This window comes from Microbacterium keratanolyticum, from assembly GCF_016907255.1.
GTDB lineage: Bacteria > Actinomycetota > Actinomycetes > Actinomycetales > Microbacteriaceae > Microbacterium > Microbacterium keratanolyticum.
The window spans coordinates 1456616-1479137 of the sequence record NZ_JAFBBQ010000001.1; the positions used below are offsets into that span (position 1 = coordinate 1456616).

Below are 22522 nucleotides of genomic sequence, written 5' to 3' on the forward strand. Positions count from 1 at the left end.
ACCATGTCTCCGGTCGAAGTGATCCCGGCGACAACACTCCGGAGTAACTCATGAGCAAGCGCACTTTCCAGCCCAACAACCGTCGTCGCGCCAAGAAGCACGGCTTCCGCGCCCGCATGCGCACCCGCGCCGGCCGCGCGATCCTCGCAGCGCGTCGCGCGAAGGGCCGCACCGAGCTCTCGGCGTAAGCCTCGTGCTCGGCCGTCCGTATCGGCTCACCCGTGGAAGCGACTATCGCATGGTCGTTCGCCGCGGTCGGCGATACGGCGGCCCCCGCGTGGTGACCTCTGTGCTGTCTCACGATGAGGATCGCGTACCGCGATTCGGCTTCATCGTGAGCAAGCAGGTCGGCAACGCGGTCATCCGAAACACTGTGCGTCGTCGGCTCAAGGCTGTGTGCGCGCAGTTTTCGTCGACGCTTCCGGCCGGAACAGACGTGGTCATCCGTGCCCTGCCGTCATCGGCCGACGCATCCTTCACAGAACTCCTGGACGACGTCCAGCGTGCCCTCGTTCGGAGTACGAGATGAGCGCGCTGCCGGCATCCTCTCGGGGAACGGCGGAATTCCGGGCACAGGACGCGCTTCGCGCGATCGTGCTTGTGCCGCGGAACCTGGTTCTGGGCCTTCTTGCCGCATATCGACGAGTGATCTCTCCGATGTATGGAGATGTCTGTGCGTACTACCCATCCTGTTCCGCCTACGCTGTAGGTGCGGTGCAACAGCATGGCGCGTTGAAAGGCGCGGCGCTGGCGGCATGGCGCGTGCTGCGATGTAATCCCTGGACGCGCGGTGGCGTCGATGATGTGCAGCCGCGCACGAACTTCCGATATTCCCTCACGCCGCGAGGGTTTGTCGTACCTTCCCGAAAGGACTGATCGGTGGGTCTCGACCTTCTGTTGGCCAGCACTTCCACCCCGGCTCCGGCCGCGGGCGGGTTCGATCTGCTCGGCACGATTCTCTGGCCGCTGAAGTGGGCCGTCGAGCTCATCCTCGTCGCCTGGCACTGGCTGCTCACCCTGGCCGGTCTGCCGGCGGCGGCGGGCATCACCTGGGTGCTGTCGATCGTCGGTCTTGTCATCGTGGTTCGCGCAGCCCTGATCCCACTCTTCGTGAAGCAGATCAAGAGCCAGCGGAAGATGATGGAAATCGCTCCTGAACTGCGAAAAGTTCAGGAGAAGTACCGCGGGAAGAAGGATCAGCTCTCTCGCGAGGCCATGAGCCGCGAGACCATGGCGCTGTACAAGAAGCACGGCACGACACCGGTGTCGAGCTGCCTTCCGCTGCTCGTTCAGATGCCGATCTTCTTCGCTCTGTTCAGCGTGCTGAACGATGTGACCAAGCACGCACTCACCGGCCAGGGTGGTGTGGGTCTGCTCAGCCCTGAGCTCACCAAGGAGTTCTACGACGCGACGATCTTCGGATCCGTCTCGCTGCATGGCACGCTGGGCGGAGCGATCGAGACCCAGAACATGGCAGCGATCATTCTGCTGGTGGTCCTCGTCGCGCTGATGATCATCTCGCAGTTCATCACTCAGCTGCAGATCATCTCGAAGAACCTGTCGCCGGAGGCCAAGACCGGCCAGGCGTACCAGATGCAGAAGATCATGCTCTACATCCTGCCGCTGGGCTTCATCTTCTCCGGTGTCTTCTTCCCGCTCGGTGTCGTCGTCTACTGGTTCGTGAGCAACCTCTGGACCATGGGACAGCAGTTCCTTGTCATTCGTGAGATGCCGACCCCCGGCTCTGAGGCCGCTAAGGCTCGTGAAGAGCGACTGGCCCGCAAGGGCAAGGCAATCGACTCGTCGGGCAAGGTCGTTCCGATTGCCGTGTACGAGGCTGAGCAGCAGCGTCTGCTCGAGGAGAGCGAGAAGGCTAAGGCCAACGCGCCGAAGCGCCAGCAGCCGGTCGGCAAGAAGCGCGCGAAGAAGAAGGGGGACGCTCAGTGAGCACGATTGACGAGCGGTCCAGTGATTCCACAGCGGAGTCGAACACGACGATCGCTGATCTTGAGCACGAGGGCGACGTCGCGGCGGATTTCCTCGAAGGACTCCTTGACATCGCAGACATCGACGGCGACCTGACGCTTGATGTGCGACAGGGACGCGCCTACGTGTCGGTCGAAGCAGAGGATGACGCGCTGCGACTCGTCTCTGCTCCCGATACGGTGCAGGCGCTGCAGGAGCTCACGCGTCTCGCCGTGCAGAACAAGACTGGCGCCTTCTCACGCCTGATTCTCGACATCGGCGGATCCCGCGATGTGCGTCGCCGTCAGCTCGAGACGCTCGTGGATCACGCGGAAGCAAAGCTCGATGAGGGCGCTTCGCAGGCTTCGCTTCCTTCCATGTCGAGCTACGAGCGCAAGCTGGTGCACGACATCGTGGCAGAGCGGAACCTGATTTCGGAGTCCTACGGTGAGGGCGCTGACCGCCACACGGTCATTCGCCGTCGATGAATGTTTCACGTGAAACATCCGGTTCCCGCGATATGACCGAGATCCCCGTGGAGCGTGAGCCGGCCATCGCTGCGGAGCTCTTCGGCCCGACGATCGACAAGGCACGAGCATTCACCGCTGCGCTTGCAGATCAGGGCGAGGAGCGGGGACTCATCGGCCCCTTGGAGCTTCCGCGCCTGTGGACCCGACACATTCTGAACAGCGTGATCGCTGCCCCCTTGTTCCAAGGTTCTGTCGCGGATGTCGGATCCGGCGCCGGACTGCCGGGAATCGTGCTCGCGATTGCGCGCCCGGACGTGCAGTGGACGCTGATCGAGCCCATGGAGCGGCGCGTGACCTGGCTCAACGAGCAGGTGAAGGAGCTTGACCTCTCCAACGTGACGGTCGTTCGGGCTCGCGCAGAAGAGGTACGCCCCCTCGCCGCATTTGATGTCGTGACAGCTCGCGCCGTCAGCGCCTTGCGCACCCTGATTCCGCTGACGGCCCCGCTTGTGCGAGATGGAGGAGAGATCACGGTTCTCAAGGGCGTGAACGCCGCGAATGAGATTTCTGCTGCTGAAAAGCAGATCAAGAAGTTCCGGCTGAGCGATGTTCGTGTGGAAGTTCTTGGTGAAGGCGTGATCGAAGAGACCACTCGCGTCATCCGGGCTCAGGTCCGCGCCTCATAGGGGAGTTCGGGTGATGTTTCACGTGAAACATCACCCGATGAGAACATGTCGTCACTCCCGTTAGAGTGGAAGGCACGTTCCGATACGAACGCAGTCGAAAGGAGTGGATGTTTCACGTGAAACAGTCCGATGAGACATCAACCCCCGGCTTTGGTACGGACACACCCCTTGCTCGCGAACTCGCTGATCTGACGGCACGTCGACGCTCGCTCGAGAAGGTTTCAGTGACGTTCGATGGCCCGACGAGGGTCTTCACGATCTCCAACCAGAAGGGTGGCGTCGGGAAGACGACCACGACGGTGAACATCGCCGCTTCGCTGGCATCCCTGGGTGCAAAGGTCCTCGTGATCGATCTGGATCCACAGGGGAATGCCTCCACAGCCCTGGGGGTGCCCCACACGGCTGAAACCTCGAGTATCTACGATGTTCTGATCAATGACGTGGCACTGTCTGAGATCGTTCAGCAGAGTCCGGAATCCCCGAACCTGTTCTGTGCTCCCAGCACCATTCACCTGGCAGGCGCAGAGATCGAGCTCGTTTCTCAGGTCGCCCGTGAACACCGCCTCCGGACCGCTCTGGATGAGTATCTCTCTGAGCAGCACGTCGACTACGTGATCATCGACTGCCCGCCGTCCCTGGGGCTGCTCACGATCAATGCGTTCACCGCTGCTACCGAGGTCTTCATACCCATTCAGTGCGAGTACTACGCACTCGAGGGATTGAGCCAGCTGCTGGGCAGTATTCGAATGATCCAGAAGCACCTGAACCCGAAGCTGCATCTCTCGACGATCCTGCTGACGATGTTCGACGGTCGCACCCGGCTGGCGCATCAGGTCGCCGATGAAGTGCGTGAGCACTTCCCACAGGAAGTTCTGTCCACGGTGATTCCGCGTTCTGTGCGTGTTTCTGAAGCTCCGAGCTTCGGACAGACTGTGATTGCCTACGATGGACAGTCTGCGGGCGCGATCGCGTACCGCGAAGCGGCGGTCGAGATCGCTGGGCGGGCCACGAGCTCCGCCAAGAAGGGAAAGAACTGATGGCCAAGCGCACGGGACTGGGACGCGGCATAGGAGCACTCATTCCGACGTCGGATCAGACGGAGCGGCCGGTTGATGTGTTCTTCCCCGGCGTGAAGATCGACGCGGCTCCGTCTGCGGACGCTGTGGATGAGAATCTCCTGGCGGTACCCGGCGCACGCCTGGTGCACGTGGATCCGCATGAGATCGTGCCCAATCCGCGTCAGCCGCGTACGCACTTCAAGGAAGACGACCTCGCTGAGCTGGTGCACAGCGTGCGGGAGTTCGGTGTCCTGCAGCCCGTCGTGGTTCGCCTCAACGGTGAGGGCGCCTATGAACTGATCATGGGTGAGCGCCGTACCCGTGCCGCCCGTGAAGCGGGGCTGGAGTCGATCCCGGCGATCGTTCGCGACACCGCAGACGAAGACCTGTTGCGCGATGCTCTGCTCGAGAACCTTCACCGCTCGGAGCTCAATCCTCTGGAAGAAGCATCCGCGTATCAGCAGCTCCTCGAGGACTTCGGTATTACGCAGGAAGAGCTGGCGACACGTATCGGACGATCGCGGCCGCAGATCAGCAACACGATCCGCCTGCTGAAGCTGCCTGTTCCTGTGCAGCAGCGGGTGGCCGCAGGCGTGTTGAGCGCAGGCCACGCGCGAGCCATTCTGTCGTTGGACGATGCAGACCTCATGCAGCGCCTCGCTGACAAGATCGTCAACGAAGACCTCTCGGTGCGAGCCACCGAAGAGGCAGCGAAGCAGATCACGGCCGCGACTCCTCGGGCGGCGAAACCTACCGCCGGCGCGCGCCGTGCGTACCTGGATGAGGTCTCGGGCAAGCTCGGAGACCGCCTCAACACGCGGGTGCAGATCACGCTGGGTGCGCGCAAGGGGCAGGTGAAGATCGACTTCGCCTCGATCCAGGACCTCAACCGGATCCTCCAGGAGATCGGCGAGGCCGAGTACGGAGCTCGCTGACCGGCTTTCGCCACACGGCGATCCGTGCTGCAACAGAGATGCGGCACCTGACTGTCGCGTGCCCGGTGTCGAATGACCCGACCACGGCGCCCGCAGGGACCTTTTTGAGACGTGCGCGGGGGAGTGGGCACACATAACTCTCTTCTCGTGCTTGCCCTTTCCTGTGCGGTGAACACCCCTCCCGCTGACGATTGCCTGCGATGAAGCCTCACGTTCGGTGCGCGGTGCGCGGTGAGGGGCGATGGCGATGGCTCGTGCCTTGCGAGATGTGCGCGCTCAGAGTCTCGGTCGAAGGTGGGCAGTTAGGCTGGAATGGTGAGTGATTCTGTACCCCGGCGCGCGAGCCTCGAAGTGCTTCGCGCGGAGGCCGCTGACGAGCTGGCAGTTCTCGTCCAAGAGCGGCTGCTCGGGGGAGAGGACCCCTGGTCGTTCATGGAGGAACTGCCCAGCGTCGATGAACTGGTGGTTCTTCTCCTTCGCGCCGACAACATCGCTGCGAACGGCGGCGTGCGACCCAATGAATCACGTCAGTATCGGGTGCTGCGACAGATTGCCCTGGACTACCCGGAGCTCACCACGATCGTCTGGGGCATGCTCGGCGATAGCGAGAAGCACCGCCGCTGGCACGCCAGCGTCACCGATCAGGCCAGTTGAGCCCCTCGATCCCGGGTCATGTTTCACGTGAAACATGAGAGGCGGATCGGGTTGAGTAATCGCCCGTTTCACGTGAAACATCACTATGTATGACATCCCCTCTGCGCTTCACGTGAAACATGAGCGCGTGTGAAAGCGCGCCCGCGCTTCACGTGAAACATGTGGCACCCGAGTCTGGCTCTCGATGATGACGTGAGGAGAAGCGGCGTTCGCCGCGTTGAGACCGACCGGTTGCCGTGGGTGTGTACGCGTGCCCGTGGGTGTGAGTGCCCGTGTGGGGAGCCTGTAGGGCCGTCTGCGGAGTCGTGTTGGCGGGCGGTTAGTTGAGTGTGCAGCTCACCGTTCGCGAACGTGGGAGCAGCGTCCGAGTAGACGGTCGAGTAGATGGTCAGCGCGGAAGGATCGGCCGACGGCGAAGCACGTTCCAGAGATACTCATCTTCCGCGACCTTCGCAGGAGCTGGTCCGGGGGTCGGGTTGCGGAGCACACATCCATGGGATGCATCAGATGTCGGCGGAGAGCGTGAGCCAGTCGGTGGGGGTGCTCCCGTGGCACCCCGTCCCTTCTTCGCGAACAGACGTCGAGTGCGACGTGCGCCGCGGTTATGCGCCTTCCTCCCTATCCCTCGCCGTTCAGGTGGAGTGAGGTGAACTCGGGGTCTGAAGCATGGGCGAAGCGTCCGATCCGTGAGGAGCCGTCACGGTCGTCCTCCGACGGGCGTCGGCGTGCTGTCACCGTGAGCGCCGTCGGGAGCGTTGTGTGCGAACGGTCGAAGCACTACTGGCGGAGTCGGCGGCGTAGTGGGGGTGTCGCTAGCAGTGAGGTCCCGGTTCCAGTGAGGTGGCTTGGCTGCAGAGGAGAGTGCAGAAGAGGACCGGGTCGTTCTGCGCGAGGGAGCGATCACGTCCCCGCGACGGACACCTACTCGATGATCACGTGCGTAAAGCTGCGCACGTGGTCCGGCTGCCTCGCGCCGTGGCAGGGGACATGGCACAAAGACCGCAAATGATCGCACACCATCACGTGAGTGTCGCGGGGAGACGGACGCAGCTCGGCCTCTCTCGAGCACTCGCCCCGAGCATCACGCGCCAGCACGGGTGGGTCAGCCCGCGTGGGTCGGCCAGGGTGGGGTTGGCGAGGTGTGGCTATCCCGGGGCTGGGCGCGAGCACAGCTGCGTCGGACGGGTGAGCCTGGGAGGGCGCGCCAGAGGAGTGCGCCAGACGGACGTGATCCCAGTGATGCACGCCCGTTCGAGCGCACCGCGAGTGGGCTAGCCTCCGTGCCGGCTCCACGATCCCTGCACGTCCTGGACCCGCACTGCCGGGACCTCGCTACACACAAGCATTCCGTCGCTCACGGATGCTCGCGGCGGTCGTCGCGGATCTCACCTTCACCATGTTTCACGTGAAACCAAAAAGACCCGCCCCGCGAGACGCGGAGGCGGGCCCTGGGAAGGGGACTCAGCCGATGAACTCGGCGAGGTCCTTCTCGAGCGCGAACTTGGGCTTGGCGCCGATGATGGTCGTCTTGACCTCGCCGCCGTGGAAGACCTTCATCGCCGGGATCGAGGTGATCTGGTACTGCATGGCCAGATCAGGGTTCTCATCCACGTTGAGCTTGAGGATGGTGATCTTGTCGGGGTTCTCGGCCTGGATCTCATCGAGAATGGGCGCGACCATTCGACACGGGCCGCACCAGGCTGCCCAGAAGTCGACGAGGACGGGACCTTCAGCCTGGAGCACGTCCTGCGCCCAGGTCGCCTGGCTGGTTGCCTTGGCAGTCATGGATTCTCCTTGCGATGGGGTGTGATCGTTGTGCGCGGTGCACAGTGATCACAACACGGGGTGTGTCGGATGTGTTCCCGCTCAGTTGGCGACGGCCGCCAGGGGAGCGGCGTCGCCGAGCTCAGCGAGGAAGTGCTCGGCATCGAGAGCTGCCACCGTTCCCGAACCGGCAGCGGTGATCGCCTGACGGTAAGAGGGGTCGATGACGTCGCCGGCGGCGAAGACACCGGGCTTCGACGTGCGCGAGGAGCGACCGTCGACCCAGATGGTTCCCTCGGCGGTCAGCTCGAGCTTGTCGTGCACGAGGTGCGTGCGCGGGTCGTTGCCGATCGCGACGAACACACCGTTGAGGGCGAGCTCACTTGTGCTGTCGTCGACCGTCGAACGCAGGCGCACGCCGGTGACCTCGCCGTCACCGAGGATCTCCTCGACGACGCTGTTCCACACGAACTCGATCTTCTCGTTCGCGAAGGCGCGCTCCTGCATGATCTTGGACGCGCGGAGGGTGTCCTTGCGGTGGATGATGTAGACCTTCGACGCGAAGCGCGTGAGGAAGGTCGCCTCCTCCATGGCCGAGTCGCCGCCGCCCACGACAGCGATCGTGCGCTCGCGGAAGAAGAAGCCGTCGCAGGTCGCGCACCAGGAGACGCCGTGGCCGGAGAGGCGCTCTTCGCCGGGGATGCCGAGCTTGCGGTACGCCGAGCCCGTGGCGTAGATGACCGAGGACGCTTCGTGGGTCGCACCCGAGCCGAGCGTGACCTTCTTCACGGGGCCGTCGAGGTCGAGCTCGGTGACATCGTCGTAGACGACCTCGGTGCCGAAGCGCTCGGCCTGCGCCTGCAGTTTGGCCATCAGGTCGGGTCCCTGGATGCCCTCCGGGAAGCCCGGGAAGTTCTCGACCTCTGTCGTGTTCATCAGCTCTCCGCCGACCTCCACAGAGCTTGCGATGAGCAGCGGTTCGAGGTTCGCGCGTGCGGCGTAGATCGCCGCCGTGAATCCTGCCGGACCGGAGCCGATGATGATGACCTGGCGCATTGCTTCTCCTAGCGTTCTCGTGCTTCAACACATGGTAGTCGCGGCACATTCCCACGCGCTGGGCGCGCGCGAGAAGAACGGAAAGGAAGCGGATGCTGCGCCAGCGGCAGCATCCTGAATCAGCGGCCGGGGAGGAAGCGCCTGATGACGCCCGAGGCGACTTCAAGCTCAGGGGCGCGCAACAACGCGAGCGCCCCGACATAGACGCCGAGGACGACAGGAGCGATGATGATGCACCCGGCGGCGCCGGTGAAGATATTCGCTGTCGTCCAGCCCTGTGTGCCACCGAGGAGCAGGAAAACGCCCCAGCCAGCGGCTGTCGCGGGGACCGCGGCGAGCGTGAATCGCAGGATCGCAAACATCCACTCGGCGGTGTGAATGCCGCCGAGGCGACGGTGCAGCAGCCAGGTGGCGACAATCGTCTGCACGGTGCCCGCGACGGACTGACCGAGTGCGATGGTCGCCGCCAGCGAAGAGAGAGGGATCACGTCGTTCTGGTACAAAACGATCGCGCCGTAGGCCGTGGCGACGATCAGTGCGCACTGGAAGATCGTGAAGAAGAAGGGCGTGCGGGTGTCGCCGTAGGCATAGAAAGTGCGCTGCACGATGAAGAGAACCGCGAGCGAGAGAAGACCGGCCAGGTAGCCCACGAGGACGAGGGCAGCAGCCTCGGCTTCTTCGGGCGAACCGGTGAAGATGCGCGACGCCGGAACGGCGGCAGCCAAAACGGTGGCCAGTGCACCCATGAGGAAGAAGCCGAGCGTTCGGATCGAGCGGCTGATGTCTGCGCGTACGTCGTCGTCGCGACCGGCTGCGGCATGCTCACTGAGCTGCGTGAAGTACGGGGTGCCGATCGAATGCACGATGACCGAGTAGGGGAGCATGAAGATCAGCCAGGCATTCATCATCACCATGACCGACGGGTGCTCACCGGAGGCCTCCATCGCGATGCGGTGCTGGTAGAAGCCCGCGGCGAGGCTGGCGACAGCCATGAGGAGCGTCCAGCCGGCAAGTCGTCCGATGTTCCCCAGGCCCACACCCCGCCAGCGGAAATCAGGGCGCAGCTTCAGCCCGGTCTTCGACCAGAACAGCAGCAGCACTGCGGCCTGTGCAGCAATGCCGAGAGTGCTGAGGCCGCCGAGGATCGCGATGCGATCGGGCGTCCAGTCAGAGAGTTCGGTGAGCGAGCCGCCGAAGAGCACGAGGATGACGGCGAAGCCCGCGATCGAGATGACGTTGTTCGCGATGGGCGCCCAGGTGAACGGTCCGAAGATGCGGCGAGCGTTGAGCGTCTCGCCGATGAGCGCGTAGAGGCCGTAGAACAGAATCTGCGGGAGACACCAGTATGCGAAGGCAATGGCGAGTGACTGCTGCTCGGCGGGGGCGTCACCCGCGACGAGGGATACCAGCCATGGCGCCGCCAGCAGCGCGAGAGCCGTAGCCAGCAGCAGCACGACCGTGCCCAGCGTGAAGAGTTTCGAGATGAAGGCGTTTCCGCCATCCTTGTGTGCCGCCGCCTGCACGATCTGCGGAACGATGACCGCGGTGAGCACCCCCACCGAGATCAACGAGAAGACATCGTTGGGCAGCTGGTTGGCGACAGAGAACGCGTCGGACGCAAAGCCCACGGCGCCGATTACCTGGACCAGAACGATGGTGCGGATGAGCCCCGTCACGCGGGACACCATGGTTCCTGCGGCGAGGATGGCGCTTGCTCGGCCGAGACCTCCGGTGCGTGGGGTAGTCATGCGGCTCCTAGCGGTCAGTGGGCTCAGGGGCATCCTGGGCGAGAGCGGTGCGGGCGTCTGCGCGGCGCCGGAAGACAGTACGGACGACGCCGGCACCGATCAACAGCACGGCGAGGCTCCCGAAGACGATGAGCCCGATGGTCTCCCATTCGGCGCGCACGGTGAGCTGTGCGACCTGGGTGGTGCCGATATGGACGCCGGTGGGGCTGGTCAGGTCCATGATGAGGTCGACCTCGCCGCTGGCGATGCGGGCGGTCACGGGAATCTTGATGCGCGTCGTGGTCGCCGCGGCACCTTCGATCGTCATCATGCCGTCGACCTCAAGACGCGGATCGCTCGGACGGGCGTCGAGCTGAACCGTGACCGGGTAGGGAAGGTCGTTGCGCAGCCATGCCGGGACGTCGACGGAGGAGCTGATGAGGATCGGGTTGGACGGCTGGATGCCGACGGCATTGAGGGTTTCTGTCGTGGTCTGGCGGTGCGCCCCGAATGCCGCCGAGTAATCTTCGTCGGTTGAATGCTCGCCCACGGCGAGGAGACTCAGAATCGACAGACGCTCACGCGCGGTGAGCTGCGCGGGGTCAGCGAGGATCGTCGCAAAGTCACGGATCTGGGCCTCTCCGTCGAGCAGGGTCGTGACGGATGCGGCGCGCACCGCGGAGGACTCGCTGGACACGGAAACGAGCGCGGGGGAGGCCGACAGCAGCTCCGCGAGCGTTCCGGTGTGTCCACCGGAGAGCGCAGTGAGTGCGTCTCTCAGGCCGTCCGCGGAACGGTTCTCGTTGCGATCGAAAGCGACGAGGAGCGACGCCTGAGGGTCGGTGAACCAGCGCAGGGCGCGGGCTTCGGCGAGCGGAGCACCCCGGTGCAGGGGGTTGTCCTCCGCGGCCACGCGGCTCAGCGCGGCTGACAAGGCGCTGTCGGCGACGAGCACGGTGGCACCACTCGCATCCGCGCGGACGGCGACCGGGGCAGCATCCGCTCCCTCTGCGAAGCTCGACGACGGCAGCACTGTCACCGGATCCCCGGAGCCCGTGACGAAGCGGGAGAGGGCAGCGAGGTCGTCGGGGGAGATATCTCCACGCGGCCAGTAGATGTTCGTGCGCGCGCCGACGAGGGCCGTCAGCTCTTCGTCGGTGGGCAGCTCTGCCGTGGCAGGGGCTGCATCGGGACTCGGCGAGGGGGTCGCGCTGTCATCGGTTTCCGCGAAGCCGCGGGGATCGAGGAAGGGGGCGAGCGTGGTCGGCTGGAGCGGGCTGTCCAGTCCTGCGGAGACCTGCGCGGTGAGATCGGCATCGTTGAATTGCAGCAGGAAGCGCTCGTTCGGAAGCGTCTCGAGGCGCTGCAGCCAGTCCACCGCGGAGAGCGGGGTCGCGGTGCCGAGCGCCCGGATCGCCGCCGGGATCGCGGGGTCGATGGCGAGCACAGCACCCGTACCGGCCACCGCCGACAGCTGCAGTGTGAGCGCACCGTCGGCGGCCGTCAGCGCGGTCAGCTCGTCGGCGCTGAGGATGCTGCCGCTGGGGTTCGCGGTGATCGGCACGAGGGCGCTCACCGCGCTGTCTGCTGTCGAACCGGTCGCGGACACGATGATGGCACTCTGCGCGGTCACGGGGTCGAGCGCGTCACCGTCGGTGGTCTGAGAGAACGTGAGAGTTGCGCGCAGCGGGTACACACCGGGGGGCAGTTCGCCGACAAGAGCGCTGGAGACGACAAGGGATGCGGATGCGGCCGCATCCGCGCCGACCTCGGTCGATGCTGTCTCGCCGAGGGGGGAGAGAGGCTGCGCGGTGGTGCCGTCGTTCAGCCAGGCCAGAAGCGATGCGCGGTCGCTGAGCGCAGTGCGGCCCAGGTCGAGAGTGATCTGCCCGGCGGGCGCGGCGGATTCCCCGTCGTTGTCGATCGCGATGGCTGCCGCGAGCGGCAGGCCCGACGTGTAGGCCCCCTGATTCTCGGGGGCGAGCACGATCGAGACATCCGGGCCTGTTTCCGGGGAGGGAGACTCTGTGGCGGCGGTGGCGGACAGTGCCGGGGCGAAGACGCCCGCGAGTACCGTCAGTGCGGCAACGGTGGTGTGCGCAGCGCGGCGCAGACGACCGGAGAGAGAACGCGGGGGATGAGGCACTGTCATGTCGAATTCATCGGGCGGCACGGTGGCCGTCGGCGGAGAGTCCTAGCCCTGTGATTCTAGGCGGCGCGCCGATGCGAACCCTGGAGGCGCGTAGAGTGACGCAGTGCGACGACAGCTGACTCCCTACCCTGATGCTGCCCTGTGCGCGGCTCTCGCCGCCGATCTGGATGCCGCCGACCTGCGATCGGAGCCGCTTCGCGGCGCGTGGGGTGACGACGCGGATGATGCGTTCGGCCGTGGCATCCGCGGTCCGCTGTTGCGGGCGATCGAAGGTCGTACGGACGCGCTGGCGACCCTGGGCCGCTTCTTCGTCGTGGGGCTGCCTCAGCCTGCGGATGCTGTGGAGGCGGCGCTTCCGACCGTGGGCCTCGCGGGCCTCGAAGCGCTCGGGCTCGCGTATCGCGAGGATGATGTGGCGGTGCCGGCGGCGCTTGTGCGGCCGCAGTCGTTCGTCGACGCGGACGGCGTCGGGGAGTGGTGGATCGCGAGCGACCTGGACGAGGTGGCGCTCGGCGGTGCACTTCCGCCCGACCATGTGCTGGGCGTCGGCGGAGCATCCCGCACCCTCGCGGAGCTGGTCATGCCGGTGCCGGTTGCACGGGCGCTCGACCTCGGAACCGGCTGCGGGATTCAGGCGCTGCTCGTCGCCCGGCACGCCACCAACGTCGTCGCCACCGACATCTCGGCGCGGGCGCTCGCCTATGCAGAGATCAATGCGATGATCGCGGGCGTCACAACAATCGAGTTCCGCCAGGGAAGCATGTTCGAACCCGTTGCGGGGGAGACCTTCGGGCTGATCGTGTCGAACCCTCCGTTCGTGATCACTCCGCGTGCCGAGGGCGTTCCGGAGTACGAGTACCGCGATGGTGGACTCGTCGGGGACGCACTGGTGGAGAAGTTCGTTCGTGAGGCGCCTGCGTTCCTGATTCCCGGAGGGGCCGCACAGCTGCTCGGCAACTGGGAAGCACGCGCGGGAGTGGCCGGAATGGAACGCCTGCGCTCATGGGTCCCGGATGGCATCGACGCCTGGGTGATCGAGCGCGAGAGCCTGTCGCCGATCGGCTATGCCGAACTGTGGATCCGCGACGGCGGGACGACACCGCGCGAGCCCGAGTTCGAACCGCTGCTGGAAGCATGGATCGATGACTTCGCAGGACGCGCTGTCGACGAGATCGGCTTCGGCTACGTGCTGCTGCGCCGACCGAAGGACCCCGCGGCGCCACCGCTGAGACGCTTCGAGTCGCTGGCCCAGGGCGTCTCCGGTGTCGGGCGCGCGCTGCGCGACGGACTGCGCGGACACGACGCGCTCAACGCGGGCATGCCGGAGCGTCTTGTCGTGGCATCCGATGTCACAGAGGCCCGCCACCACCTGCCCGGCGCCGAGAACCCCAGCGTGATCGAGCTGCGTCAGGGCGGCGGCTTCGCGCGCACCCTTTCGGTGGATTCCGCGCTCGCGGCGTTCGTCGGAGCCTGTGACGGAGAGCTGACGGTCGCGCAGATCGTGGGCGCGCTCGCGGACCTGTTCGAGGTGCCGCTCCCCGAACTCTGGGCCGACCTCGAACCGCGGATCCGCGCGCTCGTCGTCGACGGATTCCTCGCCGCGGAGTAGACGGCCGGGGAATAGTCCGAGCCTTCATGCGTTCGCATAGAACATGAAGGCATTCGGATTCCTCTCGTTCGGGCACTACGGCAACGTGCAGGGTTCGCTGACGCGTACCGCCGGAGACATGCTGAAGCAGACCATCGAGATCGCCGAGGGCGCCGATGAGATCGGTGTCAATGGCGCGTACGTACGTGTGCACCACTGGGCGAAGCAGGCAGCATCCCCGATGCCCCTCCTGTCGGCCATGGCAGCACGCACGAAGCGCATCGAGGTCGGCACCGGCGTGATCGACATGCGCTACGAGAACCCGTTCCAGTTCGCCGAGGAGGCCGCAGCCCTCGACTACATCGCCGACGGCCGGATCGCCCTCGGTGTGAGCCGCGGTTCACCTGAGACCGCGCTGCGCGGGTACGAGACCTTCGGCTTCGAGGACGCGGACGACAAGGAGCGCGGCAGCGTGCTCGCCCGCGAGAAGTTCGACCTGTTCCTTCGCGCGATCGAGGGAGAGCGGTTCGCGCCCGGTGACCCCCGGATGGTCGGAGCCGGTCAGTACCTGCCGGTTGAGCCGCACTCCCCGGGATTGCGGGAGCGGATCTGGTGGGGTTCCGGATCGAGTGCGACCGCGGGTGAGACGGGCCGTCAGGGACTCAACATGATGAGTTCGACGCTCGTCACCGAGGCGACCGGCGAGCCATTCCACGTGCTGCAGCGGAAGCAGATCGACATCTTCCGTGCCGCGTTCAAGGAGGCGGGCCACACCCGGCGTCCCCGCGTCTCGGTGAGCCGGAGCGTCTTCCCGCTGATCAGCGACAAAGACCGCGCCTACTTCGGTTTGCGCAATGCCGAGAACGGCGATCAGATCGGCGTGATCGACGGGCTGCGCTCGACCTTCGGGAAGACCTATGCGGCGGAACCCGATGAGCTGATCCGGCAGCTGCGCGAGGACGAGGCGGTCATGGCCGCAGACACACTCATGCTCACGATTCCGAACCAGCTCGGGCCCGAGTACAACCTGCATGTGCTCGAGTCGTTCGCGAAGTACGTCGCACCAGAACTCGGCTGGAAGCCCAACACAGAGGGACCGGTGCAGGGCGACGCCGTGCCCTGACAACTTCAGATCGCGCACCGAGCGAGCAATCCACGTATGAGTTCGTGGACGGGTGGGAACTCAGCAAAAGGCAGAGCCATATATTGGCTGATCGCCCCCCTGAGTATTGAGGAACTCATGACCCACGAACGACCCCAGAATCCGACTCTCACCCGCCGTACCCTCGTACGCGCGGGCGCCTGGTCGGTACCCGTGATTGCGGTCGCCGCATCGACCCCCCTGGCCGCTGCTTCGACCGAGCCCACGGCGGCCACGATGACCATCACCTCTACTGGGTCGACAACGCCTGGAAATGGACGGGGCATCGGCGTCTTCGGAAACCCGAACCAGGTCAGGATGGTGCAGGCACCTTACTCCTTCCCATCGCTGCTCGACGTGACGAATGGCTCGATTCCGCGGACGCTGGTGAGTGCCACGGCGGTGATCAGTGGGCCGATGAGCTTCAACGGACCCAAATACGGGTCACTGGCGGTGGCGGGGGTGGGTGCTGCGGAGAGCACCATCTCCGTGCAGGCGCCGATGACGGCCGGCTTCGGGGGAACGACCTCCATTGCGAACCTTGCGACGCCGATGGCGGTGAATGAGACGCGGCAATTTGGGGTCGCTTTTGCGTGGGCGGGCAGTGCCCCTGCCTCTGGCGCGAGCTACGATACGTCCGTCCATTACACCCTGACCTTCGACGACAACTCGACGGTCAGTCTCTCTGGCGCGGTGAGCTTCATCTTCTAAGTCGGCGGGACTGCTCGAGGTCAGATCTGACCGAGTTGCTCAGCGTCGGAGCTCACACGTCCAGCCGATGCGTTTTGAGCCTCATGGCCATACCGCGTCAGCCGATCTGCTCCCAGCGTCCCTCGGTGAAGACACCGGACTCGAGTTCGGCGATCGCCGACAGCACTTCGTCGCGGGTGAGCACATACTCGGCGGGGTAGTCGACGGCCTGCCCGCCGACGGTCAGATCGACGGTGTCATCGTCATCGTCGGGCTCGGTCGAGGTCAGAGCGTTCGCGATGCGCTGACCGGAATCGCGCGTGGCTGTCACGATGAACTGCTCCGGCCCGCCGCCGATCATGACCTCCCACCCGGAGATCTCGCGGGTGACGAGTGTGTGCGTCTGGCCGTCGAGCTCGTCGATGCCCCAGGAGTCGGTCGCCGTCATGCGCTCAGTCTCGCAGGATCATCCGGATTCGGCCCCAGGGAGTTCGTCATGAAGACGCTGTGCGGGTCGTCGGTGTAGTCCCCGAACGGCGCGCATTCGATGAAACCGGCGCGGGCGTACAGTGCGCGCGCCGCAGAGAAGAACTCCATGCTTCCGGTCTCCAGCGACACCTGAGCGACTCCGCGACGGCGGGCATCGTCGAGCGCGTGTGCGAGCAGGCGTGAGGCGACGCCCTGCCCTCGTCGTGCGGGTGCGGTGCGCATGCTCTTCAGCTCCTCGTGGTCTGCATCGATTCCGGCGAGGGCGACCGTTCCGATGATCTGCTCGCCGTCGCGGGCCACCCACATACGCACATGGGGCTGCTGCAGAGCGCTGAGATCGAATGCATGTCGGCTCTCGGCGGGTGCGGTGGGGGTGAGGTCGTCCAGATGCTCCTGCAGGAATCGCGCGAGGTCCGGGTCGGCGAAGTCGGCGACGGCGATCATGCAGACCACCCTAGGGGGCGGGCACCCGTGCGCGCTGCGCCGCGGCATCCGGATCGGGTTGCGCTGCCACCAGGCGCGCGATGGGTCCGAGCACCGCGCGAACTGTCAGCATCCGCGTGATCGTCTCGCGCATCCAGGCGATCAGTCGCCCGCGTCGGAACATGAGGCGCGCGAGCATGCGGGAGTTGTCTTGCGCAGATTCGACGCGGGGCTTCTGCACGCGCTCCCACTCTTCAAGAACGGGTTGCAGCGTCGAGCGGTCGGTGTCGCGCAGCATCCGCCCCAGAGTCCACGCGGACTCGATTGCCATCCCGGCGCCGATGCCGGCGGTGGGCAGGAATCCTGCGGCCGCGTCGCCGAGCAGCACCGCGCCCGGGGTGACCCAGCGCTCCGCGCGGACGTCGGTCAGCGCCCAGTAGTACGGATCGGGGCTCGCCACGACGCCGTCGAGCACGGCACGCAGGCGCTCGCCCATCTCGGGTGCCGCGGCGCGCACGCGTTCCGCGAACTCGGGCAGACCGACGGCGGTGTCGTGGTTCGAGCCGCCGAGGAAGACGCCGAGGCGGCCTCGCACGGGGTACGCGCCGAGGAAGAAGCCGTCGCCCCAGACCTCTTCGCCCAGATCGGTGACGCCCGCCGGATCGACCCAGGAGACCCAGCCGCCCCAGCCCGTGTCGACGCGCGAGACCTCTCCCGTGTCGAGCAGTTCGCGTGTACGGGAGTTCAGTCCCTCCGCCACGACGACAAGGTCGAAGGATGCCTCCGTCGGGCTCTCGTCGGTCGCGAAGCGCACGTCGGTCGTGTTGCCCATCTGCGCCACGGCCTCGATGGTGGTGCCGAAGGCGACCGGGCATCCGTCGGACGTGAGCACTTCGAGGAGCGCGCCGCGATCGATGCCCCGGTACTCGCCGTGCATCGCCAGCAGGGCGCTGAAGTCGTCGGATCGCATCAGTCGCCCGCGATGCGAGCGCGCCGCGTATGTCGCGATGGGAGTGCTGCGGGCGACGTAGTCGTCGTGGCATCCGATTTCGTCGAAGGCCGCATCGACCATCGGCATGAGGGCGAGCATGTAGCCCGGGTGAGCCATCTGCGGCATCCGTTCGATGAGCACCGGATGCAGTCCCTGTCGGCGCAGCAGAGCCGCGAGGGTGAGCCCGGCGATGCCCGCGCCGGCGATCAGAACGCGGAGGCGATCGTCGTGCTGGGCATCGATCTGGACGGACAAGGGGGTGGCGGTGAGCATGGAATCTCCTTTGGACCGGGTGGTCCAAAATATACGCACATCTGGACTGGGTGGTCCAGTAGGCTGTGGAGGATGACAGAGACACCCGGGCACCGCATTCGCGATCAGCGGCTCGACACCCTCGTGCGTGCGACAGTCGACGAGATCTCGCGCGTCGGCATCGAGGGCGCCTCCCTGAACCGGATCATCGGTGCGGCGGGGATGAGCAAGAGCTCCTTCTACCACTTCGTCGATTCGAAGGCTGCGCTCATCGACCTCGTGACGCAGAGTCTGCTCGACGATGTGGCGCGCCGCTGGACCGCCCCCGCGGCCGAGAGCTTCGCGGGCGACGACTTCTGGGAGCGCGTCGATGTCGTGCTGGCGGAACTTGCAGAGGTGAGCGTGGCGGATGCTGCGCTGCAGCGTCTCGGCGATCTCTTCGCTGCGCAGCCCGACGGTGCCGTGGGGGTGCAGCAGCAGTTTCTTGCGAGCGTCGGTCGCTGGGTGCACGACGTTCTCGGCGCCGGGAGGCGCGCGGGACAGGTGCGCGATGATCTGCCCCTCGATCTTCAGGCGCAGATCGTCTTCGCGGTCCTGCGCACCGTCGATCAGTGGGTGCTCGCGCACGGAGGGCATCGGGGCGCTGACGTCGGCATCGACGAGACCGAACCTGCTCGACTGCTGCGCCGTCTTCTGCGTCGGGAAGACCGGTCCGCGGTGTGAGATCCTGCCGGACTACACCTCTCCGGGAGGGCCGAAGAGGCCCTGCCCGTGCGTGTTGAGCAGGTCGTAGGCCTGCCCGAAGGTCTGCGGGATCTCTTCGTCGGGCATCCCGAAGCGAGCGAGAAGCAGTCCGAGGAGTCCGTGCGCGGGCGGGGTCAGCGGCTTGGTCTTATGCGCGTGTGCCGGATGCGGCGGTGTCGCCTGGGGGTTGGTCGGGGTGAAGGCCGGTGTGGTCTCGGGCCAGTCGGCCGGATGCCGCGGCTTGTCCAGGTTCACGACGCTGAACAGGTCGTTCGCCGTCGCGTCCCGGCGAGTCAGTGGCTTGAGACCGTGCAGTCGGCTCAGCGTTGCGATGACGGCGCCGTGGTGCATCTCGTCGTTGATCACGGTGCCTCGCCGGGTGTAGGCCGAGACGGCGATCGCCGGCACGCGGCATCCGAGTCGATCGAACTCGAACCCCATCTCGCCCGGGTCATCGCCGACGACCGGGGGAGTGGCTGCCGGCGGAACGACGTGGTCGTAGCATCCGCCGTGTTCATCGAACGTGATCAGGAAGAGAGTGTTGAGGGCGTTGGACCCCTTGGGGGTCTTGCTCAGCCGGATGGCGTCGTAGACCTCGTGCACCAGCTGGTCACCGGCACGCACGTCGGAGTGCGCGCTGTTGATGACCATCTCGCCGTTGACCTCGCTCTCGTGCAGCTTGCCGAACGGCGGGTGGAAATCGTTGTGGTTGTAGACCATGCGCGGTTCGATGAACGCGTAGACAGGGAGGGTGCCGTTCTCGACGTCGGCGTAGAAGTCCTCCATCGTGCCGAAGTGGTCGGTCTTCCAGTACTGCTCCAGCACGGGCGCGTGCAGGACGCCCGTGTAAGAGACCATCTGCAGCTTGTCGATGTAGATCTTCCAGCTGAGACCGGCCTCTTCCAGGCGGTTGAAGATCGTCGGCTCGGGCTTGGCATCGAGCCACTTGTCGTAGCCGCCGCCGTGCTTGTTCGTCACGAAGCCGTGCGAGGTGGACGCGTGAAAGAACGAGCGATTGCAGAAGGTCTGCGACGGCACCGCGGCGAACCAGTTGTCGAACACCGCGAATTCACGGGCGAGCGTCGACAGCGTCGGAAGCATCTCGGGCGAGAACGAGCCCATGATGTGGCGGGCCGCATCGATCGAGGGCTCGACGCCCTTCTTCAACCGCGTGTAGTTGATGATGTAGTCGTGCAGGAAGCCACCCATGGTGGCCTGCTCGCCGTTCTGCGGTGTGTTGAACGGATGCTTCATACCTTCGACGAACAACGCCGCGTTGGTGGCGGGCTCGACGGTGTTGAAGATCTGGGTGTTGACGTGCGGGTACTCCTCGCCCGGGTCGGGGTCGGGCCAGCCCATGATCGTGTCGGTCGGACCCTCGTAGATGTGCGCGGGAACCCAGGTCACGCCGTCGGGCGCGAAGTTGCCGTAGTCGCCGAAGGCGAGCCCGTTGAAGGTCTGCCCTTTCGGGAGGTTCTTGCTCGTGTAGAGGTAGCCGAGCAGGTTGTCGAAGGAGCGGTTCTCGCCCATGAGGACCACGATGTGGTCGAAGCCGGGCACGTGCCGGGGAGAGAGTGCACCGAAATCGTGCTGTGCTTCGAGGAAGCCCTCGCGGTGGCCGATGGATGCCCCGATGGCCGCGCCGCCGACACCGCCGACCGCTGCACCGGCAGCGGCGATGCCGCCGAACTTGAAGAAGTCGCGGCGCGAGGTCTTCTTCGCGGATGCGTCGGCAGCGGCGTCTTCGCCGGTGGTGTCGTTGTCGCGCGGGGGCGTGGTCATGGGCAGATTCTATTGAGTGCGCGGAGGCAGGGGGTGCGCGTCTGAGCGAGGTCGCCTAGGGTGGGGCGCGTGAGCGAACTCGATGACACCACCGTCGCCGGACGCGTCCGTGCCGTGCAGCAGGAGTACGCCGCGAAGCAGAATCGCTTCTTCATCCTCTTCGCGATCATCGAGGGTGGGTTGCTCGCCCTCCTCGGAGTGCTCATCTACGGCGTCGAGGTGATCGATCCGGATGTCGGCCTGTGGATCCTGCTCGGCGTCGCGGCCATCGGAGGGTTCACGATGATGGCCCTGCTGATGCGGCTGATGACGCAGCGCAATACCGCCGTCGACCAGGCACGCGGCGTGACGCCGCTGACCTGATCCTGGCGGATCGACTTCGCCGGGACGCATCCGCCCGACGGGTGCGCACGGCGAGACCCCGGTACGCTGGAATCCATGCTCAATATGGCCGAGGGACTCGTCCGTCTTCGCGCGCTCGCGGAGAATCCGGTCGTTCGCACCCTCGCCGAGGCCTTTGCGGCCGAGGGCTATGACCTCGCCGTCGTCGGGGGGCCCGTGCGCGATGCACTGCTGGGCCGGGCCACGAATGACCTCGACTTCACGACGAATGCGATGCCGGATGACATCCTCCGCATCGTCACTCCGATCTCCAGCACCCAGTGGGACATCGGCCGCGAATTCGGCACGATCGGCGCCCGTGTGCAGGGCGAGCAGGTCGAGATCACGACGTACCGCGCGGACAGCTACGACGGGCTGACGCGTAAGCCCACTGTCGAATTCGGCGACACGATCGACGGTGACCTGCTACGCCGCGACTTCACGGTGAACGCGATGGCGCTGCAGGTGCCGCAGGTTCGCCTGATCGATCCGACCGGCGGCGTGGAAGACCTCGTGGCGCGCGCGCTGCGCACCCCGACGGATCCGGCGGTCAGCTTCGGCGACGATCCGCTGCGGATGCTGCGCGGCGCCCGCTTCAGTGCGCAGCTCGGTTTCGACATCGAGCAGGCCACGCTGGATGCGATCACCGAGTTACGGTCGACGCTCAGCATCGTCAGCCCCGAGCGTGTGCAGGGCGAGCTCGTCAAACTGTTGCAGACAGATGACCCGGTGCGAGGCATCCGCGTCCTGGTCGACACCGGACTCATCGAAGAGTTCCTTCCCGAGGTCTCGGCGCTGCGCCTGGAGGTCGACGAGCACCACCACCACAAAGACGTCTACGAGCACTCGCTCACGGCGCTGGAACAGGCCATCGCGCTGGAGCGCGCGCGACACCCAGAGGCGGCGCCGGATGCGGCGCTGCGCCTGGCCGTGCTGCTGCACGATATCGGCAAGCCCCGCACCCGCAAGCTGGAAGACGGGGGAGCGGTCTCGTTCCACCACCACGATGTCGTCGGTTCCCGCATGGCGCGCAAGCGCCTGCAGAGTCTGCGCTTCGACAAAGACACGACTGACGCGGTGTCGAAGCTGATCGAGCTGCATCTGCGTTTCTTCGGCTACGCGGAGGGGGCGTGGACGGATGCGGCGGTGCGCCGCTACGTGCGCGATGCCGGCGATCAGCTGGAGCGCCTGCATATCCTCACCCGCGCCGATGTCACGACGCGCAACAAGCGCAAGGCCAAGCGGCTCGCCGCCGCGTACGACGACATCGAGAAGCGCATCGCCGCGCTACGTGAGCAGGAAGAGCTCGACGCGATCCGCCCTGATCTCGACGGCAACCAGATCCAGCAGATCCTGGGCATCAGCCCCGGCCGTGAGGTCGGCGAGGCCTACAAGTTCCTGATGGAGCTGCGCCTCGACGAGGGTGCGATCGGAGCGGATGCTGCCGAGCAGCGCCTGCGCGAATGGTGGGCCGCGCGCGGCTGACCCGCTCCCGACAGCCCGTGTTTCCGCGGATTCTCGCCGATCTGGCGTGCGATCCGAAAGAGATGCTTGCCACCGGCAGTGCGTAGGGC

The 22522-nt window shown here is 65.8% G+C and carries 23 protein-coding genes; 15 read left to right on the forward strand and 8 right to left on the reverse strand.

Annotated elements, in window-relative coordinates; genetic code table 11:
• Positions 1–50 precede the first annotated feature (50 nt).
• The 9 genes from rpmH to JOD62_RS06975 all read left to right on the forward strand — a co-directional run bounded on the left by rpmH (position 51) and on the right by JOD62_RS06975 (position 5768).
• Positions 51–188 carry a 50S ribosomal protein L34 gene (rpmH, locus tag JOD62_RS06935; RefSeq protein ID WP_058724833.1) on the forward strand — a complete coding sequence of 46 codons (138 nt, stop codon included), beginning with the start codon at positions 51–53 and terminating at the stop codon, positions 186–188.
• Positions 189–193: 5 nt separating this feature from the next.
• On the forward strand, positions 194–529 hold the full coding sequence (gene rnpA, locus JOD62_RS06940) for a ribonuclease P protein component (RefSeq protein WP_204938572.1): 336 nt from the start codon (positions 194–196) through the stop codon (positions 527–529).
• A complete protein-coding gene (gene yidD, locus JOD62_RS06945) occupies positions 526–876 on the forward strand; it encodes a membrane protein insertion efficiency factor YidD (protein WP_204938573.1) in 351 nt (116 codons plus the stop codon). Before rnpA ends, yidD begins: the two co-directional genes overlap by 4 nt.
• Before the next feature lie 3 nt (positions 877–879).
• Positions 880–1947, forward strand: coding sequence for a membrane protein insertase YidC (gene yidC / locus JOD62_RS06950; RefSeq protein ID WP_204938574.1), 1068 nt, complete (start codon positions 880–882; stop codon positions 1945–1947).
• A complete protein-coding gene (locus JOD62_RS06955) occupies positions 1944–2453 on the forward strand; it encodes a Jag family protein (RefSeq protein ID WP_407666006.1) in 510 nt (169 codons plus the stop codon). Before yidC ends, JOD62_RS06955 begins: the two co-directional genes overlap by 4 nt.
• Before the next feature lie 32 nt (positions 2454–2485).
• Entirely contained in the window at positions 2486–3121 is a 636-nt protein-coding gene (gene rsmG / locus JOD62_RS06960) for a 16S rRNA (guanine(527)-N(7))-methyltransferase RsmG (RefSeq protein ID WP_204938575.1), read from the forward strand.
• Positions 3122–3228: 107 nt separating this feature from the next.
• A complete protein-coding gene (locus JOD62_RS06965) occupies positions 3229–4158 on the forward strand; it encodes a ParA family protein (RefSeq protein WP_204940104.1) in 930 nt (309 codons plus the stop codon).
• Positions 4158–5114, forward strand: coding sequence for a ParB/RepB/Spo0J family partition protein (locus tag JOD62_RS06970; RefSeq protein WP_204938576.1), 957 nt, complete (start codon positions 4158–4160; stop codon positions 5112–5114). The genes JOD62_RS06965 and JOD62_RS06970 overlap by 1 nt, the downstream gene beginning before the upstream one ends.
• Positions 5115–5429: 315 nt before the next feature.
• On the forward strand, positions 5430–5768 hold the full coding sequence (locus JOD62_RS06975) for a tryptophan synthase subunit alpha (RefSeq protein WP_378786226.1): 339 nt from the start codon (positions 5430–5432) through the stop codon (positions 5766–5768).
• Positions 5769–7229: 1461 nt separating this feature from the next.
• On the opposite strand, the gene trxA is transcribed toward JOD62_RS06975, so the two are convergent.
• The 4 genes from trxA to JOD62_RS06995 all read right to left on the reverse strand — a co-directional run bounded on the left by trxA (position 7230) and on the right by JOD62_RS06995 (position 12467).
• Positions 7230–7553, reverse strand: a complete 324-nt coding sequence (gene trxA / locus JOD62_RS06980; protein ID WP_204938578.1) for a thioredoxin — start codon at positions 7551–7553, stop codon at positions 7230–7232.
• An 81-nt stretch (positions 7554–7634) separates the two neighbouring features.
• The gene (trxB, locus tag JOD62_RS06985; protein WP_204938579.1) at positions 7635–8588 is read right to left on the reverse strand and encodes a thioredoxin-disulfide reductase; all 954 of its coding nucleotides are present in this window, start codon (positions 8586–8588) and stop codon (positions 7635–7637) included.
• Positions 8589–8707: 119 nt separating this feature from the next.
• On the reverse strand, positions 8708–10336 hold the full coding sequence (gene murJ, locus JOD62_RS06990; RefSeq protein WP_204938580.1) for a murein biosynthesis integral membrane protein MurJ: 1629 nt from the start codon (positions 10334–10336) through the stop codon (positions 8708–8710).
• 7 nt (positions 10337–10343) lie between these two features.
• Positions 10344–12467 (reverse strand): DUF6049 family protein, encoded by a 2124-nt coding sequence (locus JOD62_RS06995; RefSeq protein ID WP_204938581.1) that lies wholly within the window; start codon positions 12465–12467, stop codon positions 10344–10346.
• A gap of 103 nt (positions 12468–12570) precedes the next feature.
• Between JOD62_RS06995 and JOD62_RS07000 the strand changes: the two genes are divergently transcribed.
• The 3 genes from JOD62_RS07000 (at position 12571) to JOD62_RS07010 (ending at position 15907) form a co-directional block, all read left to right on the forward strand.
• Positions 12571–14076, forward strand: a complete 1506-nt coding sequence (locus tag JOD62_RS07000) for a DUF7059 domain-containing protein (RefSeq protein WP_271171471.1) — start codon at positions 12571–12573, stop codon at positions 14074–14076.
• A gap of 43 nt (positions 14077–14119) precedes the next feature.
• Complete coding sequence (locus tag JOD62_RS07005; RefSeq protein WP_204938582.1) at positions 14120–15178, forward strand: LLM class flavin-dependent oxidoreductase; 1059 nt, start codon at positions 14120–14122, stop codon at positions 15176–15178.
• Between the two features lie 255 nt (positions 15179–15433).
• Positions 15434–15907: a hypothetical protein gene (locus JOD62_RS07010; protein ID WP_204938583.1), complete on the forward strand. Its 474-nt coding sequence runs from the start codon at positions 15434–15436 to the stop codon at positions 15905–15907.
• A 97-nt stretch (positions 15908–16004) separates the two neighbouring features.
• Here the strand turns inward: JOD62_RS07010 and JOD62_RS07015 are convergent, their stop codons facing one another.
• From JOD62_RS07015 to JOD62_RS07025, 3 genes are read right to left on the reverse strand one after another with little or no spacing between them, the layout of a single operon-like run.
• The gene (locus tag JOD62_RS07015; RefSeq protein ID WP_204938584.1) at positions 16005–16334 is read right to left on the reverse strand and encodes a hypothetical protein; all 330 of its coding nucleotides are present in this window, start codon (positions 16332–16334) and stop codon (positions 16005–16007) included.
• A complete protein-coding gene (locus tag JOD62_RS07020) occupies positions 16331–16819 on the reverse strand; it encodes a GNAT family N-acetyltransferase (RefSeq protein ID WP_204938585.1) in 489 nt (162 codons plus the stop codon). Before JOD62_RS07020 ends, JOD62_RS07015 begins: the two co-directional genes overlap by 4 nt.
• 10 nt (positions 16820–16829) lie before the next feature.
• Complete coding sequence (locus JOD62_RS07025; protein ID WP_204938586.1) at positions 16830–18062, reverse strand: FAD-dependent oxidoreductase; 1233 nt, start codon at positions 18060–18062, stop codon at positions 16830–16832.
• A 72-nt stretch (positions 18063–18134) separates the two neighbouring features.
• On the opposite strand from JOD62_RS07025, the gene JOD62_RS07030 reads away from it, so the two are divergent.
• A complete protein-coding gene (locus JOD62_RS07030) occupies positions 18135–18764 on the forward strand; it encodes a TetR/AcrR family transcriptional regulator (protein WP_204938587.1) in 630 nt (209 codons plus the stop codon).
• A gap of 12 nt (positions 18765–18776) precedes the next feature.
• Here JOD62_RS07030 and JOD62_RS07035 read toward each other — a convergent pair whose 3' ends face one another.
• Positions 18777–20567, reverse strand: a complete 1791-nt coding sequence (locus JOD62_RS07035; protein ID WP_204938588.1) for an alkaline phosphatase family protein — start codon at positions 20565–20567, stop codon at positions 18777–18779.
• 69 nt (positions 20568–20636) lie between these two features.
• Between JOD62_RS07035 and JOD62_RS07040 the strand changes: the two genes are divergently transcribed.
• Complete coding sequence (locus JOD62_RS07040; protein ID WP_204938589.1) at positions 20637–20930, forward strand: hypothetical protein; 294 nt, start codon at positions 20637–20639, stop codon at positions 20928–20930.
• Between the two features lie 75 nt (positions 20931–21005).
• The gene (locus JOD62_RS07045; RefSeq protein WP_204938590.1) at positions 21006–22433 is read left to right on the forward strand and encodes a CCA tRNA nucleotidyltransferase; all 1428 of its coding nucleotides are present in this window, start codon (positions 21006–21008) and stop codon (positions 22431–22433) included.
• The last annotated feature ends 89 nt before the right edge of the window (positions 22434–22522 follow it).